General features: G+C 60.5%; 13 protein-coding genes. 7 read left to right on the forward strand and 6 right to left on the reverse strand.

What is annotated here, in order from left to right:
- Positions 1–144 precede the first annotated feature (144 nt).
- Positions 145–1,560 (forward strand): AAA family ATPase, encoded by a 1,416-nt coding sequence (locus ACN0WV_RS16250; protein WP_116599826.1) that lies wholly within the window; start codon positions 145–147, stop codon positions 1,558–1,560.
- 28 nt (positions 1,561–1,588) lie between these two features.
- The gene (locus ACN0WV_RS16255; RefSeq protein ID WP_116599827.1) at positions 1,589–2,578 is read left to right on the forward strand and encodes a ParB/RepB/Spo0J family partition protein; all 990 of its coding nucleotides are present in this window, start codon (positions 1,589–1,591) and stop codon (positions 2,576–2,578) included.
- 117 nt (positions 2,579–2,695) lie between these two features.
- On the opposite strand, the gene ACN0WV_RS16260 is transcribed toward ACN0WV_RS16255, so the two are convergent.
- The 5 genes from ACN0WV_RS16260 to ACN0WV_RS16280 all read right to left on the reverse strand — a co-directional run bounded on the left by ACN0WV_RS16260 (position 2,696) and on the right by ACN0WV_RS16280 (position 10,850).
- Positions 2,696–5,932 (reverse strand): calcium-binding protein, encoded by a 3,237-nt coding sequence (locus ACN0WV_RS16260; protein ID WP_116599828.1) that lies wholly within the window; start codon positions 5,930–5,932, stop codon positions 2,696–2,698.
- Positions 5,933–6,282: 350 nt separating this feature from the next.
- Positions 6,283–8,232 carry an asparagine synthase (glutamine-hydrolyzing) gene (gene asnB / locus ACN0WV_RS16265; RefSeq protein ID WP_116599829.1) on the reverse strand — a complete coding sequence of 650 codons (1,950 nt, stop codon included), beginning with the start codon at positions 8,230–8,232 and terminating at the stop codon, positions 6,283–6,285.
- Positions 8,232–8,663 (reverse strand): hypothetical protein, encoded by a 432-nt coding sequence (locus tag ACN0WV_RS16270; RefSeq protein WP_157960652.1) that lies wholly within the window; start codon positions 8,661–8,663, stop codon positions 8,232–8,234. Before ACN0WV_RS16270 ends, asnB begins: the two co-directional genes overlap by 1 nt.
- Positions 8,664–8,860: 197 nt before the next feature.
- Complete coding sequence (locus ACN0WV_RS16275; protein WP_116599831.1) at positions 8,861–10,171, reverse strand: TonB-dependent receptor; 1,311 nt, start codon at positions 10,169–10,171, stop codon at positions 8,861–8,863.
- A 67-nt stretch (positions 10,172–10,238) separates the two neighbouring features.
- Complete coding sequence (locus ACN0WV_RS16280; RefSeq protein ID WP_116599832.1) at positions 10,239–10,850, reverse strand: polysaccharide biosynthesis/export family protein; 612 nt, start codon at positions 10,848–10,850, stop codon at positions 10,239–10,241.
- Positions 10,851–11,267: 417 nt separating this feature from the next.
- On the opposite strand from ACN0WV_RS16280, the gene ACN0WV_RS16285 reads away from it, so the two are divergent.
- The 5 genes from ACN0WV_RS16285 (at position 11,268) to ACN0WV_RS16305 (ending at position 17,608) form a co-directional block, all read left to right on the forward strand.
- The gene (locus ACN0WV_RS16285) at positions 11,268–12,152 is read left to right on the forward strand and encodes an ExeA family protein (RefSeq protein WP_116599833.1); all 885 of its coding nucleotides are present in this window, start codon (positions 11,268–11,270) and stop codon (positions 12,150–12,152) included.
- Positions 12,153–12,177: 25 nt separating this feature from the next.
- Positions 12,178–13,692 (forward strand): GumC family protein, encoded by a 1,515-nt coding sequence (locus ACN0WV_RS16290; protein ID WP_417607154.1) that lies wholly within the window; start codon positions 12,178–12,180, stop codon positions 13,690–13,692.
- A gap of 39 nt (positions 13,693–13,731) precedes the next feature.
- A complete protein-coding gene (locus ACN0WV_RS16295; RefSeq protein ID WP_116599835.1) occupies positions 13,732–14,541 on the forward strand; it encodes a tyrosine-protein kinase family protein in 810 nt (269 codons plus the stop codon).
- Positions 14,542–14,634: 93 nt separating this feature from the next.
- Positions 14,635–16,062: a mannose-1-phosphate guanylyltransferase/mannose-6-phosphate isomerase gene (locus ACN0WV_RS16300; protein WP_116599836.1), complete on the forward strand. Its 1,428-nt coding sequence runs from the start codon at positions 14,635–14,637 to the stop codon at positions 16,060–16,062.
- A 127-nt stretch (positions 16,063–16,189) separates the two neighbouring features.
- The gene (locus ACN0WV_RS16305; RefSeq protein ID WP_116599837.1) at positions 16,190–17,608 is read left to right on the forward strand and encodes an oligosaccharide flippase family protein; all 1,419 of its coding nucleotides are present in this window, start codon (positions 16,190–16,192) and stop codon (positions 17,606–17,608) included.
- On the opposite strand, the gene ACN0WV_RS16310 is transcribed toward ACN0WV_RS16305, so the two are convergent.
- Positions 17,578–18,438 carry a hypothetical protein gene (locus tag ACN0WV_RS16310; protein WP_417607157.1) on the reverse strand — a complete coding sequence of 287 codons (861 nt, stop codon included), beginning with the start codon at positions 18,436–18,438 and terminating at the stop codon, positions 17,578–17,580. The genes ACN0WV_RS16305 and ACN0WV_RS16310 overlap by 31 nt on opposite strands.
- Positions 18,439–18,538: the final 100 nt, after the last annotated feature.

Raw genomic sequence — 18,538 nt, forward strand, 5'->3', positions numbered from 1 at the left:
CACTTTGAAGCTGCGCTTCTCGTCGTCGCAGTACATGCTGGCAAGCCATTGGATTTGCATAGAACCCCCATAGATGAGCAATGTTTTCTTGCATGTAGCGTGTTTTGCGGTATCTTGCAGAAAACACGGCATATCGAGAGGGTCATGAGCAGTACATCCTCCCCCCCACCCTATTTCAGAATCGCCCCCGATGCGGCGATGTCGGCAATGGAGGATCCGGTCAGAACGACGGATTTCGCCGAAATCGCCGAGGCCTGCCTGCGTGGCCGCAGCGACCTGGCCGGGCGCGGCATGAATCCGGATGGCTCCAAGACGCTGCGGCTGTTTTCCACTTGGGAGATCACCAAATATCTCATCCCCGTGGCGCCCGCACATTTCCGGCGCGTGCTGCGCGCCCATCCCGAATTGCCGCAAGGCCAGTCGGAAACCGATGGCGGTGCCAAATGGTTCACCTTCAGCGAAGTATTGCAGCTTCGGACGCATTTCGGGACGGAAGGCTCCAAGGCCAAGGAATACCTGCCCTACCGACCCAAAGGATTGCCGGCCAAGACCGTTGCAGTGGCGAATTTCAAGGGCGGCGTCGGCAAGACATCCACCGCCGCGCATCTGGCCATGTCGGCCGCGCTGGACGGGTACAAGGTGCTGGTGATCGATCTGGACAGTCAGGGGTCCATGACCTCGATCCTGAACGGGCAGGTGGCCGATGAATGGCAGACCGTCTTTCCGATGATTGCCAGGCATTACGCGGAATACCTGCGGGCCGAGAACCAGCGGCGCCTTGACCGCGGAGAAGCCCCCCTGCCCCTGGACGACACGCTGAGCGAGGCGCTGGAGATCAATCCTGCCGATCTTGTCCGGCCCACGCATTGGCCGAATATCGACCTGATCGGCGCGCAGCTCAATCTCTATTGGTCAGAGTTCCAGATCCCGGTCTGGCGCATGGCCGGGCGCAGCTGGAAGCTTTGGGATGCGCTGAGCGAGGCGCTGGAGAGCGGCGGGCTGCTCGACAGTTACGATCTTGTGGTGCTCGATACCCCCCCTGCCCTTGGCTATCTGACGATCAACGGTCTGGCAGCGGCGGATATCCTGATCGTGCCCACCGGTGCCTCTTTCGTTGAATTTGACAGCACCGGACGGTTCTTCGACATGCTGCATGCCGCCTTTCAATCGATCGAGGAAGGCGAGAACATGGCCGCCCGTGCCCTGGGGCGCCCTGAACTGCGTTTCGAATGGGATGCGGTGCAAACCGTGATCACCCGCTTCGATTCCAGCCAGCAGGCGGAAATGGCCGGGCTGATGCAGACCTATCTGGGCCACCGCCTGTCGCCTTTCCGGCAGGATTACACGGCACTGATCGGACAGGCCGGAGAGCGCGTCCACGGCATCTACGAGGCCGATTACCGCGATTTCAACCGTGACACCTATGCGCGCGGGCGCGCGGCCTTTGACGAGACCTATGCCGCGTTCAAGCGGCTTCTCGTGGGCAGTTGGCGCCGGGACGAACTGGCCCGGGAGAAAGAGGGCAGGGCGTCGCGGGATGCGGCTCTGAACGCGGGTTAGGGCCTGCATATACAGGAGGAACGGGATCATGGCGAAACGCAGGCGGCTGGAACCGGCAAACCCGGCAAGCGGGCAGCAGGGGCTGGAGACAAAGGGCTATGTGAACGGCTGGGCCGGGTCGCCACGCCGGGCCGCCCCGATTGCCGATATTGCGGATGATGCGGCGGGGCAGGCGGCCTTCGAGGAGGTCGCAGGCGCGCTGCAATCGGCCCGCGAAGAGGGGCGGCTGATCCAGCGCATTTCTCTGGACGAGATCCGGCGCGATCATCTGCTGCGCGACCGGCTTACGCTGGACGAAGAAGAAATGGCTGCGCTGGAGGCGAGCATCGCGAGCCGGGGCCAGCAAACCCCGGTGGAGCTGGTGGCGCTGCCTGCGGGGGGATACGGGTTGATCTCGGGGTTGCGGCGGGTCGAGGCGCTGCGCAGGCTGGGGCAGGGGACGGTGCTGGCGCTGGTGCGTGCGCCCGAAAGCTCCGAAGCTGCGTATCTGGCCATGGTCGAGGAAAACGAGATCCGGGCCAACCTGTCCTTTTACGAACGCGCCCGGGTCGCGGCAGAGGCTGCGGGCATCGGGGTCTACCCCTCGCCAAAGGTCGCTGTACAGGCGCTTTTTGCGCATGCCAGTGCCTCGAAACGCTCCAAGATCCAGTCTTTCGTGACACTGCATGAGGCGCTTGGATCCGCTTTGCATTTCCCGGAGAGCATCCCCGAAAAGCTGGGCCTGGCGCTGGTGAAGGCCATCGACACAGTGCCTGCCTTCGGGGTGCGGTTGCGCGACAGTTTGCGCAAGACCCCCGCAACGGATGCTGCGGCGGAACGGGCGGCGCTGGAACGCGCGCTGGCGCGGGCCGAAAGCAAGGCGACAGACAGGAAGGTTGCTTCCGGACCCCGTGGCGAAGAGGTGGCGCAGGGTCTGTTTCTGGAAACTGCGCGCGGAAAGATCGTGCTGCGGGGGCAGAGGCTTGATGCCGGGTTGGTGGAAGACCTGCGGCGTTGGCTGGCTGGACGCGACGCCTGATTTTCCCGAATTATTTCAGGAAAATTAAGTAAAAACAATATTTTGGAATATGGCGTTTCGCGTGCGAAACGAAAAACAACCCGGCCGCCGCAACGAAGCGGCGGCCGGGTCAGACGATCAGACGAGGAAATCGGCGAACCGATCGTAGATCAGATCCGAGGCAGTGCCGAAGATATCGCCAACATTCTGTTCGACCTCTGCCATGGTGACGTCGCGAAGCAGGATGTAATTTCCATTGTAGGAAATAACGGCATCGTTGTTGCTTTCGGACAGGGTGATGCCTTTGAAGCCCCGGAAGCCGTTATCCACATCGCCAAGGACAAGCTTGTCCGTGCCAACCTGGAAGTCGGTGATGACATCGCCCCAGTCGCGCCCGTCAACGGCGAAGACGAAGACATCGGCCCCCGCGCCACCGGTCAGGGTGTCGTTGCCCCATCCACCTTCGATCTGGTCACTGTCTTGCTCACCATAGAGGACGTCATCGTCACTGCCGCCTCTGAGCCAATCCTGGCCGGCTCCGCCCAGGATCGTGTCGTTTCCAAGCCCGCCATATGCCAGGTCCCGGTCTGCGCCGGTATTGATGAAGTCGTTGCCTGCATGGCCGCAGGCGATGTCGATGCCAAAGCCGGACCGGATGATATCATCCCCGCCATAGCCTTTGATCAGGTCATGGCTCGCGCCGGTGATGATTTCTTCGCCTATATTCGTGCCATTTATCTGGTTAACACTGTTGTTGCCCACCGCTTCTATGGAAGTGCCTCTGCCGTTCTCGATCTGAAGCTCCACCACGTCGGTGGTGTGATTGATGGTCAGGGTGGCGCTGCGATTGGCGGAAAGTCCAATGACGTCGAAGGAATCGATGTTGCCGGTGATTTCATCCGCGCTCATCAGAGTGTATGTGCCATTGGCCAGGCCGGAGGTCGCGGACAGGTCGACGACGATATCCGTCAGGGAGAGTTCGATATGGGAGTTGACCCGCGGTGCGTCCCCATAGGCACCGGAGCGGAACTCGGAAATCGATCCGAGGCCGGTGCCGTCGCTCATGAAGACCACTTCGGAGCCGGCATCGAAACAGATGACGCCCAACTGATTGTTATAGCCGTCAAAGCCGACCTGGGCATCGGCCCCGCGCACCACAAGGCTCTCTCCGGCACCCAGAGTGAAGTCGCCCCCATCAGCGCTGAGAAGGGCCTGACCGTCATCCACGAACAGGTCGACATTTCCGGTAATGACGCCAGTATTGGCAAAGCGCCCGCCATCCAGAGACACGTTCAGGGTCGCGGCTCCGATATGGCCTGTGCCGAGCCAGAATTGGCCTGCGGAGCTCAGATTTACGAAGCCGCCATCACCCTCTGCGTATGTGCGTGCAGTGACGTCGAGACGCCCATGCGAGATGTCGAGCTGTCCGCCGTCGCCAAAGCCAAGCGCGCGGATTGTGTTGGTGCCACCATAGACCACCCAGTTGCCGCCCAGATCCACGCCGTCGCCCGCCACTGTGCCGGGCAGATCTTCGGTGCTCCAGTTGATGCGGTTGTCCCAACGCACCCCGTCGCCAATTTCGTTGGGGATGAAGCGGATCTCTTCAGCGCTGGTGCGCGTGCCTTGCAAAACACCGAAAGCCTCTTGGAAATAGGCGTTGAGCTCGTCGGCTGATACGTCGTTCTCCGTAATCCAGTCGGCCAAGTCTCCGGCATCGGCGCGCGGATCGTTCAGCAGGGTCCGTGCAAGATTGGTGATGGTTGTGTCGTTGAGCAGATCGATGTCCAGCCCGCCGATGTTTTGCTGCAAGTCGTCAACCATCCCCCAATCAACAGCGTTTGAACCATACCAGTTATGGACGATGGTGTCGTTGTAGAAAGGGTCAAAGCTGTTGTTCAGGCCCCCGTGGCTCGAAGGCTGGTCCTCCAGCGCTCCGGGGTCGTTGGGATCCGTTTGATGGGCCACGATATTGTCGACCAGCGTTGTATCTAGGGCGTTGTTGGTGATTCCCAAGGCGAGTGCGCCAATACTGTTGGCGTCCTTGTAGCCGGCTGAGGTTATGACATTGCCCGAGAGCAGGGAGAAATTGCCGACTTGCCCGCTCCCTTGCCAATCGCCGCCACTGGTGACCACGCTAGCATTGTTCTCGTAGAAAAGATTGTCTTCGACAAAGCCGCCGCTTCGAAGGTTGGCACCGAAGGATGAGGCTTCGGCAGAGATGTTGTCCCGAAAGGTCAGGTCCCGTACCGAATGCTGCATGTAGACGTTGTGGGTGAGCATGCTTGGGGGTTGCGGGAAGTCCCCATCTCCGTTCGGATCATACCCGTCGCCCCAGCCGATGTGAACGAATTTGTTGTTCTCGATCAAGACGCCTGATGCACTGCTGGAGTAGATGCCATAGTCGCGATCAGGGCTCGGTTGCCAGTTGTTGCCATTTACCGGCGTGTCCTCACCGGTATTCGCGATGGTTGAATTGCGGAGCGTGATGCCATCCATTTTCTGCGCCGAGATTTCGCCATCTTCGGAAAAGGTCAGAGAATCGAAGATAACGTTCTTGCTATCGGTGCCATCTGGACCCACCAAATCAATCCGGTCAGTGAAATGCAGATCGTGGACAACAATATTTGAGAACTCATCACGAATAGCAGTTTGGCCGTTTTCGAGGACCGGCTGCTCGCCCTGCCCATAAGAGGTGATGACAATGGGGTGCAGCTCATCCTCGCCCGTTATGCCGTGCGGGAACAGGCCGGCGTTGCTCCCACCAAAGCCATCATAGCTGTAGCCTTTTTCGAAGCGCAGCCAGTGCGAGCCGGGCTCGGCCCCCAGATCTGCACGGGTCAGCTGGGTCCAGAGCATCGCGCCCGCGTCCTGCGCCAGCGCCATATCGGGATTGGAGCCATATTCAGGATGGGCCGCCAGCCATTCGCCATCTACAGCAGAGCGCGAGATGCCTTCACGCGCGGCAATATCGGCGACCGTCAGGGCATCAGCCGATGCGGAGACATAGACTTCGCGGTGATTGTCGCCGGTTTCGACGACCAAGTTGTCATTGGCATCGGTTTCCAGCATGTACTGGTCGGCACCGGTTCCCCAGCCAGCGGATTGAGACGGTGACGTGACTTCCAGGTTCACGGTCTGGCGTGATGTGGCACCGTTTGCCGCGGTGATTTCGACGGTGAAGGAGAGCGAGCCGGTATAATCGCTTCCGGTCATCACCAACGCCAGGGAGTTGTCGGGGTTGACGGTCAGGCGCCCCTCGTCCGGGGCGTCGATCACGCTGACATTGCGTGCGGTTTCGTAATTTCCGGGCAGAAGTGTTGTGGCCCGTCCCCCAGAGATTTGGGCATTTCCGAGATTGAGTAGCGAAAGTGGCATGTGAGCAAGCCCCTAGGTTTTCATCTTGCGACAGATATCTGTCGACAAATCTGTTTAAGGGGTCTGCAGGGCATACCCCATTCGGCGCGCGAATGGCCTGTGCCAGAGCGCGGATGTAAACTTCAAACGGAGATATGCTCTCCTGTTCCCTCGTGACTTTTACCGTCGGACAATGACCGGTGAGTGGCCGGTGAGTGTCCGCTTTAAGGCCTTTTAGGGAAATAATGGTTGCAGACAAGTTAACGGCGTACGCAAAGCGGCTGGTTTCCGCTGTGTGGCGGGAACCAGCCGACTAGGTTGCCGTGTAAGTGCGTAATTCCGCCAAGAACGCCCAAAACTTGGCTATCATCTCACTTGCTCAGGGTCTGCAGCCAGGCTTGGATCATCAGGACATTCCACAATTGCGGGCCCCAGTTGAAACGTTCCGAGAGATGCTGTTGCCAGAGGCGGTCGATCAGGTCGGCGTCGAAATTTCCTTCCCGGCGCAGGCGCACGGGATCGAGAAGCGCCGCAGCCCAGTCCTTCAGCCCGCTGCGCAGCCACAGGCCGATAGGCACTTCGAAGCCCATCTTGGGACGCTCTATGAGTTCTTTGGGCACATGACGGTAGAGAACCTGCCGCAGCGCCCATTTGGTGACGTCCCCCCGCAGTTTCTGATCTTCGGGCAGGCCGAGCGCGAATTCCACCACGCGGTGATCCAAAAGCGGTGCCCGGCTTTCGAGGGCCACGGCCATTGTCGCGCGGTCCACCTTGGCGAGGATGTCATCGACCATGTAGGTCAGCATATCGAGCTGCATCATCCGCTCGATATCGCTGAGATCCCCGCGTGGCGGCAGATGATCTGACAGCATCGAGGGAGGATGCGTCGCCCCTGGCACGGCGGCCTCTGGAAAGCGCCAAACTGACATCATGGTGCGGTGCAGTGTCTCCAGATCGGGCTGGCGTGCGTAATTGGCGAGGCGGTGCAATCGCTGGCCGATAGGCTCTTTGCCCTGCGGGGTAGGGATGATCGGTGCCAAGGCCGCGGTCAGTGCACCAGCAGGAATGGCCCGGATTGCACCAGCGCCCAAGGACCGCAAGGGGGCAGGCATCGCCGCCAGTTTTGCCCGCAGCTTGCTGGCATGGGCATATCGACCATAGCCGCAAAACAGTTCATCCCCGCCATCGCCCGAAAGTGACACGGTGACGTGCTCTCGAGCGAGTTTTGACACGAGAAAAGTCGGGATTTGCGAACTATCAGCGAAGGGCTCATCATACATGGTCGGCAGCATCGGGACGACGTCACGCAACTCCTGATCGGTCACATAAAGGTCGGTGTGATGCGTGCCCAAATGGTTCGCTACGGAGCGGGCGAATTCCGCCTCGTTGTAACGCGCTTCGTGAAAGCCGATGGAAAAGGTGTGGATCGGACGGTCCGAAAGATGCTGCATCAGCCCAACGATGGCCGAACTGTCGATGCCGCCCGACAGGAATGCCCCCAACGGGACGTCTGACATCATCTGCTGCCCCACAGCATCCAGCAGCAACGTCTCGAGGTCGTCCACCACCTGTGCATCGTCACGACGCGGCGGTTTGGGCGCGGCGGCGATCTCGGCACCGTTCCAGTAGAAATCATTCTCTATCTTGCCGGATTGAACCTCGATCGTGACGATCTCGCCTGGGCGCACCTTGCCGATACCTTCGTAAACCGACCGGTTCTCGCCGACATTGCCGTGACGGAGCACCTCCACCAGACTTGAGCGCGCGATGTCGCCCTCGAAAACCGGGTGGGCGCGCAAAGCCTTGAGTTCCGAGCCGAAGAGAAGCGAGCGCGCCTCGCCTTTGCCCTGCCAGCCATAATAGAGCGGCTTCTCTCCCATCCGGTCGCGCACCAGATACAAAACGCGGTTCTCGCGGTCCCAAAGCGAGATCGCGAACATGCCGATGACCTTCTCCAGGGTCTCGCGCAAGCCCCAGACATCGATGCCTGCAAGGAAGGTTTCGGTGTCCGAGGTTCCGCGCCAGCGAGGGGCGCGGCCCGTGGCCTCTATCTCGGCTCGGATCTGGCGATGATTGTAGAACTCGCCGTTGAAACACAGCACCCAGCGACCAGAGGCCGAGACCATGGGTTGCGCGCCAGCGGGGCTCAGATCGACGATGGCGAGGCGAAGGTGGCCCAGTGCGAGCCCGACCTCGGGATCATACCAATGGCCGCGACTGTCCGGGCCGCGATGAGATATGGCCTGCATCATGGGTGCGAGGATCTCTTCGCAAGCAAGCGCCGGGGCCGTGGTGGACAGATAACCGGTAATGCCGCACATCAGGAAATGACCCGCGCAGGATCGGCAAAATTAATGTTCTGGTCATTGACGTTGCACACCGGAACCAGCGTTTTGGCGAAAGAAGAGGTTTTCTTCAACGTCCCTTTCAGGCCCGAAGTAGCTGCGCGAAACGCAAGCCTGAGCGTCTCGACGAGGTGTCTCGGACGCGCTCGCTCTGCCGCAAGCATAATGACCATGAATGCAGGGCTCTTGCCTTTCTCCATCAAATGGAAAGTCGAGGCGCAGACTGCCTCCTCTTCCGGCCCGATTAGATGTACGTCTTTCGGTTGCCGGGCGGCGCTGATCCTTACAGCGAGGCTGGGTAGACGCAACTCGGTGACTGTACGCAGGATAAAGGTTTGGAATGCCACAGGACGAAGAGATGTCAAATAAGAGAGGCGAGGTAAGGCTGGCATCAAAAAGTCCTTCACTTGTGCGAAAATCTTATGCCGAAGGCTTGCAAATGAGTAAAGTCGGCTTGAACGCGTTCCGGGCGTCCATCGCGCGACTGTCAGCCGGTTGGAGCGGCCGCGGATCGCGTTGACCGACGAGAGCCGGGCAGGGCCTTCGGTGAGTGTACGCGTCTCGGAGAAGGAGCTGCTTGAGATGCCAGCATGTCTAGGAGCGCTCAGTTCCAGACAAGCTGTCTTTGCAGCCCGATGAAGACCGTGTTGGAATCGCGGTCGGCTGTGCCGTCCTCTTCGACGCGCACCATGGAGATGCCGCCGGTGAAGTCCCAGTCTTCTGTCACGGCGTGCCGGTAGGTCAGGCCGAGATTGTAGCTGCGGGAGTCGGTGCCGCTATCGGCGCGCTCGTCGCTGTCGCGCATGACGAATTGCACATCGAACCCGCTTCGGGTTGTCAGGTCCTGCTGGTAGCTCAACGACAGCTGGCTGTTGACGACTTCTGCGTCATCGCTATCCGTCGTGGCGACCTGTTCCAGGTCGACAGAGACCGCTCCGCGCGGCAACTCACGGCGCCAGGACAGCCCGAAAAGGGGCGCGGGGTCCAGATCTTCTGTCTGAGAGACGCCCAGCGAGTAGCGCAGGCTTCCAAGGGGCTGTTCAAGGCTGTGGATGAAGCGCAATTCGTTGCGCCGCCCGTTGGAGGTGATGCGCGACTGTGTCCGCAATTCCATGGTGGACCGGGGCAGTGCCTGGGTCAGGGACGCATCAAGAACCAGCCCGTCCCGGGTAAGGTCGCTGGTGCCGCTTTGAACGATTTCCTGCCATCCCAGCCCGATACGGCTGGACAATCGCGGCGTGATGTCCATGTCGAGATAGCTTTCGAGCCTGGAGGTGACGGTGTCGAGATCGTCCGGGCCTTCCTCGTCGAAATCCGTGTAGGCTGCGGTCAGGCCAAGGGTGATCCGCGGATCGAGTTCGAAATGCAGGTCGCCATCGAAGGACAGGCGGTCGGCATCCTGTAGGCTGGTGTCGGATGTCTCGATATAGCGGACCTGCCGTTGCGACAGCCGGTAGCTGCCGCCGAACGGTTCCTCGATGCCGAAAGCGCCGGTCAGCGACAGGTTGGCGGTCTGGCGCGCGCCACTGTCCACGGTGATGAAATCGGTGCTCTGGGTGTCTTCGTCGAAAGTTGTGCTTGTGGTGTTGCCAAGATCGACTTCACTGAAATCGAAGGCGGCCCCGATCCGGGAATGGCCGACATCACGCTGCCAGGCCAGGGACAGGCTGGGGCGCTCGAAGCCCGTGGCGTCGTCATTGGACACTTCCAGATCGCCACCCAGCGAGAACGAAAGCCGGTCGATCCGGGTGCGGCGTTCCAGCCCGAAGCGCAGGCTGGTGCGTGCCAGCAGGCGGTCCTCGCCGTCAATCGCGAGATCGGGGTTGTCGCTCCATTCGAGGCGTTGTGCGACATCGAGAGTGAACTGTCGGGCGCTGGCAGGGGTCTCCTGAGCCAGCGGCGTGCTGACACTCATCAGCACAGCCAGACCGGCGCCTCCTGCTTTGTGACAAGCCCGCCAGTTGCCCGGGCGCCGACGAGGTTTACTCGAACAGGCGGCGTTCTGGAACAAGAATAACATCGCCATCCCTAAGTATGATATCCTGGCGCAGGCCCGCGCCCTGCGACATGGCCCGGTAATTGATCGTGCTCACGCCTTGGCGGCCGGACCGCGGATCGGTGCGGCGCAGCTGGATGCGCTTGGTGGCGGCAAAGCGCGATGGCCCGCCGCCTATGGCGATCGCATGCAGGATGGTGCTGCCGGGTTCCAGTTCGACAAGGCCCGGCGCGCCGACCTCACCCAGAAGATAGACCTTGATCATTTCGGGTTCTTCGGGCGCGGCCGGCTCACGTTCGAGCGGCTGAACCGAGACGAAAACGGTCGGCGGGTTGGCGAAATTGCTGGCAATGGCGCTGCGGATGGCGGATTCGATCTGCGAGACGGTGCGCCCCCCCGCCCGCAGCGTGCCGGCATAGGGAAAGCTGAAATTGCCATCGGGCAGGACCGCGGTCGAGCGGTTCAGGCCGGGATCCTCAAGCACCTCGATCACCAGCATGTCGCCCTGCTGTACCCGGTAGCTGGATTGTGCGTTTGCAACCGTAGCCACGATGAACAGGCAGGCGGCGCACAGGCCGGATAGAATAAGACGTATCATGCTGGAAAAGACCCATGGTGACCGAGTTTCGATAACTGTCTAAAAGACGTTGACCTTATCGGTAAACAAACAAACACCCGAAGATGTCAACTTTCTGGTGGCTTGTTCTGTATTTGACACGCGCTGGTGGCGGAGTGATCCGTGACGCAACAGCCGCTCCGGGCTGTGTCCTGTCACGGTTTGTTCAAAAAAATTGTGGTCATGCCCTTTTCCTGGGCAGGTATGACCTGTCGCAATAATAAGATTATGACATATTTGCTGTCGGAAGGTATAATTCCGGTACGTTTTTTTGGGGTATCTGTCATTTTAAGCAAGCGGCCAGTTACCCTATGAAAAGCATATGTAGATGGTGTAAGGCCTGTAACCTGTGGCGTTCCGGAACAAACGGGCCGTCAGTGTGAACTTCGAGTGTGTGTTTTGAAACAAGATCTGTACCTGCAACATTTCGGTTTTTCGGAGCGGCCCTTCACGCTGTTGCCGGACCCGGATTTCATGTTCTGGTCCAAGGCACACAAGCGGGCGTTCTCTGTGCTTGAATACGGGTTGATGACCCGCGCGCCCCTGACGGTCGTGACCGGCGAGGTCGGCACCGGCAAGACGACGCTTTTGCAGGCGATGCTTGCCGATATGAGCGAGGATGCCGTGGTCGGGCTGATCTCGAACGCGCAAGGGGGGCGGGGCGATCTGCTGTGCTGGGTGCTCAACGCCTTCGATCTCGCTGTTGCGCCGGGCGCCGATTATGTGACCATGTTCCAGCAGTTTGTCGATTTTGTTCTGGAGCAATACGCGCACGGACATTTCGTGGTGCTGGTGATCGACGAGGCGCAGAACCTGACGCCGGAAACACTGGAAGAGCTGCGGATGCTGACCAATGTCAATTCCAACAAGGATGAGCTTTTGCAATTCGTGCTTCTGGGCCAGCCGGAACTGCGCGAGATGATCTCGCAGCCAGAGCTGCGCCAATTCGCGCAGCGGGTCAGCGTGAGCTATCATCTGACGCCGATGGACCGCGCCAATACAGGCGACTATATCCGGTTTCGTCTGCGCAGCGTGGACGGCACCGGAGAGGAGATTTCCGGGGAGGCCACCGACATCATCCACGAGATCAGCGGCGGGGTGCCGCGGATGATCAACAAGATCTGCGATCTGGCGCTGGTCTATGCGGCCAGCGCGGAGATGGAGCAGGTGGGGGGCGACATCGTCCGGGAACTGATGGAGGATGGCGTCATCCTGATTTCGCGCCCTGATCCGCTGGTCCTGTCCAAATCCTTCTGTATTCCCTCGTCGGAGGCTGCCGAGTAATATGTTGCCGATACGGTTTTACTGGATGCTCGTGCGGCGGCGGATGCCGCTCATGGTTGGCTTGGCGATGGTCTGCTCCGCGATCGCGGTTTATGCGGCGTTGACGTTGCCACCGGTCTATTCGGCCACGGCCCGCCTACAGGTGGAGGCACCGCAGATTCCCGACGACATGGTGGCCTCCATCGTGCGCACCGAAGCGTCCGAGCAGCTTCAGCTGATCCAGGAACAGCTGATGACGCGGGCGAACCTGCTCGAGATTGCCCGCAAGTACCGGGTGTTCGATAACATGAACGCGATGACGCCCGACAGCATCGTCGATGCGATGCAGCAGAATACGCGTATCCGCCGGTCAAGCGGACGCAACGAAGCCACGCTGATGTCGATCACCTTCACCGCCGCGCGGGGGCAGGTCGCCGCGGATGTGGTCAACGATTACACGACGCTGGTGCTGGAGGCCAACGCCACTTTCCGGCGCGACCGGGCGCAGAACACGCTGACCTTCTTTCAGCAGGAAACCGAGCGTCTGGCCGACGAGATCGACACCCAGAGCAACCGGATCATCGCCTTCAAGAACGAGAATGTGGACGCGCTTCCCGAAGACCTGAGTTACCGCCAGAACCGACAATCGGTGTTGCAGGAACGTCTGGGCCGGCTGGAGCAGGAACGGGCCGGGGTGATCAACCAGCGCAACGAAATGGTGTCCCTTTTCGAGGCCACCGGGCGGCTTGACCGGCCGGTGGCAGAGCTCTCTCCCGAAGAGCGCCGCCTTGAAGAGCTCAAGCAGCAGTTGCGTGAGCTTCTGGCGGTTTATTCCCAGACCAATCCGAGGGTCGTGCTGGTGCAGAACCAGATTGCCCGGCTGGAAGACAGCCTGACCGAGACGGCGGCCACCACCCCGGGGGAGGGCGGCGCGCCCGCGCAGGAGGCGTCGATCATCGACGTCACGCTGGCCGAACTGGATCAGCGGGTGGTCGAGATCGATCAGGAAATCACCCGCGTCAACGACGAACTTGAACGGCTGGCCCGCGCCATCGCGGCGACGTCCACCAACTCGATCACGCTGGAACGTCTGGACCGCGACCTTGAGAGCATCCGGGCGCGCTATAACACCACGCTCAACAATCTCAACCAGGCCCGCATGGCCGAGCGGGTCGAGGTCAACGCGCAGGGCCAGCGCATCAGCCTGATCGAGGGGGCTGTCGTGCCGCAGGATCCGTCCGGGCCGCCGCGCAAGAAGATTGCTGCGGCCGGCGTGGGCGGCGGGCTGATGCTGGCCATCGGTGTCTTCGTGCTGTTCGAGCTTTTGAACCAGAGGGTGCGCCACCCCGCCGAGATCAAGGCGCGCTTCAATATCGTGCCGATCGGGGTACTTCCCTATCTGGAGACCCGGGGCGAGCGCTTGCGGCGGCGCAGCCTGCAGGTTCTGACGCTGGTGGCGGTGCTCACGCTCGTGCCGGCAGGGCTTTATTATGTGCACACAGAGTTCATGCCGCTCGAAATCCTCGCCGATCGTGTCCTGCAAAAGCTGGGATTGACCTGATGATGCGGGTTGGCGGACTTCCGGAAGGACGGATGTAGAATGGAAAAACTTCAGGCCGCTCTGGCCAGGGCCCGAAATCAGCGCGACGGGCGCGCGGATCAGACCAAAGCCCCCCGGCGGCACCAGGCAGGGCTGCCACAGACCGTGCCAGAGCCCTGGGAGGCGCTGGAAAAGGTCGATCTGTCCCATGTGGGTCTGCGCCAGCACCGGATCGTGGCGCATGATGCCGGTCGCGGGGCGACGAATTTTGACATTCTGCGGACCAAGATCCTGATGCAGATGCAGCAGAACGGCTGGACCCGCCTGGCGATCACTTCGCCGGTCTCCTCAAGTGGCAAGACGACCGTCGCCTGCAACCTCGCGCTTGGTCTTGGACGCCAGGGCAATCTGCGCACGATGCTGTTCGATTTCGATCTGGGCGATCCTTCGGTCCATGAGTTTCTGGGCATTGAAAGGTCGCAACGGCTCTCGGATGTGCTGTCCGGGCGGGTGTCTTTGGGCGACCATGCGATACGCGTGCGTGACAATGTGGCGGTCGTGACGTCACCAGAGCCGGAGCCCGATCCCACGCAGTTCATCCTGTCGGATCGGATGGAGACGTTTCTCAATATCACACAGGAAAACTACCAACCCGACATCATGATCTTCGACCTGCCCGCCATTCTCAGCGGTGACCGGGCGCGGGCATTTCTCAATACGGTCGATTGTGCCCTGATCGTGGCGCTGGCGGGCCGGACCAAGTTCAGCGATCTCGATGCCTGCGAGCGCGAAGTGGCCGAAAGCACGAATGTGCTGGGTGTGGTGATGAATGGCTGCCACCCCAGCGCCATGCCCCGCGAGGACCTGTGATCCGTCACGATCCCGCCAACGCCGCGTCGATTCAAACGTGGACAACCACACCTCCGCGATCCTAAACAAAACCCATTCAAAGAAAGGTCTTTCATGGTGAAAATGACTCCGGTGCTTTTGTGTGGTGGGTCCGGTACGCGGCTCTGGCCACTGTCGCGCAAATCCTATCCCAAGCAGTTCTCCTCGCTCATGGGCGCGCAGAGTCTGTTTCAGGCCTCCACGCACCGGTTGTCAGGCGATGCGTTCGCGGCACCCCTGATCGTCACGGGCGAGGATTTCCGTTTCATCGTGTCCGAACAGCTTGCTGCCATTCATCAGCAGGCACAGACCATCCTGATCGAACCCGAAGGGCGCAACACCGCCCCCGCCGTGCTGGCCGCGGCGCTGTGGCTGGCAGAACATGACCCCGATGGGCTGATGCTTGTCGCGCCCTCCGATCACGTCATTCCCGATGCGGAAGCTTTTGGCGCGGCCATCGCCGCTGCCGTGCCGCGGGCCGAGGCCGGCGATCTGGTGACCTTTGGCATCGCACCCACCCGGCCCGAAACGGGATATGGCTATCTGGAGCTTGCGCCCGGTGCCGATATGTCGGTTTCCACGCCGCAACCATTGGCCCGCTTCGTCGAAAAACCCGATGCGGGGCGCGCGGCGGAAATGCTTGGCGCAGGTAATTTTCTCTGGAACGCGGGCATCTTCCTGTTCTCGACCAGGGCCATCCTCACGGCCTATGAGGCGCATGCCCCCGAACTGGTGGCGGGCGTCCGCGCCGCGGTGGCCGGATCGGCGCGGGATCTGGGTTTCACCCGCCTGGCCGCAGAGCCCTGGGCAGAGCTTGCCGAAATCTCGATCGACTATGCGATCATGGAAAAGGCCGACAATCTCGTGGTGATGCCCTATGGCGGCGACTGGTCGGATCTGGGCGGCTGGGACGCAGTCTGGCAGGAAAGCGGGCCCGACGATGCGGGCAACGTTGCCTCGACGAACGCCACCGCCATTGATTGCCGCAACACGCTTTTGCGCAGTGAGGCCGAGGGGCTGGAACTGGTCGGCATCGGGCTGGATGACATGATCGCCGTGGCCATGCCGGATGCGGTGCTGGTGGCCCATAAATCCGACAGCCAGCGCGTGAAAGAGGCCGTCGCGACCCTGAAGGAGAAAGGCGCCAAACAGGCAACCACCTTCCCCGTGGATCATCGCCCCTGGGGCTGGTTCGAAAGTCTCGTTCTCGGCGATCGCTTTCAGGTCAAGCGCATCGTGGTGCATCCCGGCGCGGCCCTCAGCCTGCAAAGCCACCATCACCGTTCCGAGCATTGGATCGTGGTGCAGGGCACCGCCAGGGTCACGGTGGATGACGAGGTGAAGCTGGTGACCGAGAACCAGTCGGTCTACATCCCGCTGGGCGGTGTTCACCGGATGGAAAACCCCGGCAAAGTCGACATGGTATTGATCGAAGTGCAGACCGGTTCCTATCTGGGTGAGGACGACATCATCCGCTACGAAGACGTCTATGCGCGCAATTGAAAGTGACTTCGGATGATCAAGTGCGGATTTGCCGTGACCGAGAAGGTTTTCCTGCGCGATCTGTTAGTGGCACGCAAATGATGTGCATCATACGGGTTTGCCGCGTCGCCTGCACTGAGCATGTGCCATGCTAGGGGTCATCCGAACCAAACTGTCGGGCGACGGCTTGGGCGCGCGGGTCATGCGCGGCTCGGCCCTGACATTCATGGGCTTCGGCACCAGCCAGTTTCTGCGGCTGGGATCGAACCTGATCCTGACGCGGCTGCTGTTTCCCGAAGCCTTCGGTCTGATGGCGATCGTGACGCTGTTCATGACCGGGCTGCAGATGATTTCGGATATCGGTCTGGCCACCTGCATCGTGCGCTCGAAACGGGGTGATGAGCCGGTCTTTCTTAATACGGCCTGGACGTTGCAGATCATCCGCCACACGGTTCTCGCGCTCATTTGTTGCGCCGTGGCCGGGCCTGTCGCGGATTTCTACGATGAACCGATCCTGCATGGGCTGATGTACGGGATCGCTTTGTCCGTCTTCGTGATGGGGCTGCGCTCGACCCGCATCGCCACGGCGAACAAGAAGATCCTTCTGGGGCGGCTGACGCTGATGGATCTGAGCAGCCAACTGCTGATGATCTTGACCATGGTTGTGCTGGCACTGGTCTGGGAATCGGTCTGGGCGCTGATGATCGGGATGATCGTGTCAAATCTGTCGACGGCGATCCTGTCGCATATCATGCTACCGGGCCATCCCAGCCGGTTGCAATTCGAACGCGCGGCATTTCTTGAACAGTTCCATTTCGGGAAATATCTCTTCGTCAGTTCCGGCGTGACATTCGTGGTCGAGAATGGTGACCGGATCCTGCTGTCGAAATTTCTCAGCCTTGCCTATCTGGGCTTTTACAATATCGCCTTCTTCTTTGCGTCTGTTCCGATGACGCTCATGGGGAGTTTCGTGAGCCGGGTGGTCTTTCCGCTCTACAGTGCCCGCCCGCCAGCAGAGTCCGCCGCCAACCGGCGCGCTATTTCCAAGACGCGTTTTGGCCTGACGGGGGGCATGTTCACGCTGCTTTTCGTGCTGGGGCTGATGGGGCAATGGCTGACGGATTTACTCTATACTGAGGAATATCAGGATTCCGGCCCAATTCTGGTTCTTCTGGCCGTGTTTCTGATGCCCAGCCTGATCATCCACAGCTATCCCAATCTGCTGCTATCGGTTGGAAAATCCAAGACCTATATGGGCTTTCAGGTCTTTCGTTTGGTCATGCAGGTAACGCTTCTTGTGTTTGGTCTGACGCAATTTGGCTTGATCGGTGCAATGATAGCACAGCCCATCGCAGCACTGCTGATCTATCCGGTGCTGATTTACCTGATCCGTCCCTACCGGGGAGAGGATTTCCTGCATGACAGTGTTTTTTCAGCGCTTGCAGTGATTTGCACGGCAATTGTCTTCTGGGTCAATGGTGACGCGCTGGACCGCGTGCTTGCCATCTCGGTCGAAGGGGCTGCGGAGGTAACCGTTCAATCCTCGGCGACGCCGCTTGGGGAATAGGCCGTCACGACCTGCCAGACGGTTTCCTGCATCGCGCGGGCAGCCTCTGGTCCGGGATCGGCGGCGGGCGTGCCGTTGGCCTTGTCCAGCGCGTGCGCCAACCCTGCCGGAGAGCGGCCATAGAGCACCGCGTAATGGGTCAGCGCCATCAGATAGGCACCGTAATCGTTGAAGTGGATCTGGTCCTTGAACAGGTCGTTGCGGCTCTGGATCGGGCCGATCCCGCCCGCAGCCTCAACCTGGCGCACGAAGGCCGCCATGACCTGCCCGCCGGGGATCACATAGATCGGCCGGGTGACGTCGTCATGGGCCAGCGTGCGGCGCAGGATCTCGCCCTCCCAATAAAGACCCAGATCGCGGTCGAGCCGGGCCAGCCAACCCTCTTCATCATCAAGATTGTGCCAGGTTTCATAGAGATAAACCCGTGCTTCGGGGTTTCCGTCCCGGGCGGCCCTGGCCCATTTGCGCAAGTATTCCTGCGAATCTTGATACTTGATACTGTCGCGGATCTCGACGGTTTCGGTCAGCACCACCACGTCATATTCACCCGAGGCCAGCGCCTCATGTGGATCGCGGAATTGCGCATGGGTGTTTTCCTGTTCGAATCCTTTCACGGGAATATCCGGTTCCCAGTGCTCGCGCAGATTGGCCCCCCAGCCCAGTTGGCTGTTGAAGCTGTGACCGTCCTCCGCCAGTTGCGCCAGCATCACCGGCATGTCCCTGCCCACAAGGCTGTGCCCCAGATGATAGACCCGGAGCGGGGCCTCCGCAGACGCCAGAGGCGTTTCATACAGCGCCTCGAATGCCCCCTGATCGAGCGGCGCGGGCACGCAACCGCGTGTCGCAAGCCCACAGGCTGACAAAAACAGCAGGGCCAATGCGGAACTCTTGCGTTTGAACTTTTGCAGCACGGAGGTGACCGTCGTTTAC

This window comes from Primorskyibacter flagellatus (assembly GCF_048268605.1).
In the GTDB taxonomy this organism is placed as follows: domain Bacteria; phylum Pseudomonadota; class Alphaproteobacteria; order Rhodobacterales; family Rhodobacteraceae; genus Primorskyibacter; species Primorskyibacter flagellatus.

Coding starts and splice junctions, on each gene's coding strand:
- ACN0WV_RS16250 (WP_116599826.1), top strand. CDS start 145: ATGAGCAGTACATCCTCCCCCCCACCCTATTTCAGAATCGCCCCCGAT.
- ACN0WV_RS16255 (WP_116599827.1), top strand. CDS start 1,589: ATGGCGAAACGCAGGCGGCTGGAACCGGCAAACCCGGCAAGCGGGCAG.
- ACN0WV_RS16260 (WP_116599828.1), bottom strand. CDS start 5,932: ATGCCACTTTCGCTACTCAATCTCGGAAATGCCCAAATCTCTGGGGGA.
- asnB (WP_116599829.1), bottom strand. CDS start 8,232: ATGTGCGGCATTACCGGTTATCTGTCCACCACGGCCCCGGCGCTTGCT.
- ACN0WV_RS16275 (WP_116599831.1), bottom strand. CDS start 10,171: ATGAGTGTCAGCACGCCGCTGGCTCAGGAGACCCCTGCCAGCGCCCGA.
- ACN0WV_RS16280 (WP_116599832.1), bottom strand. CDS start 10,850: ATGATACGTCTTATTCTATCCGGCCTGTGCGCCGCCTGCCTGTTCATC.
- ACN0WV_RS16290 (WP_417607154.1), top strand. CDS start 12,178: ATGCTCGTGCGGCGGCGGATGCCGCTCATGGTTGGCTTGGCGATGGTC.
- ACN0WV_RS16295 (WP_116599835.1), top strand. CDS start 13,732: ATGGAAAAACTTCAGGCCGCTCTGGCCAGGGCCCGAAATCAGCGCGAC.
- ACN0WV_RS16300 (WP_116599836.1), top strand. CDS start 14,635: ATGGTGAAAATGACTCCGGTGCTTTTGTGTGGTGGGTCCGGTACGCGG.
- ACN0WV_RS16305 (WP_116599837.1), top strand. CDS start 16,190: ATGCTAGGGGTCATCCGAACCAAACTGTCGGGCGACGGCTTGGGCGCG.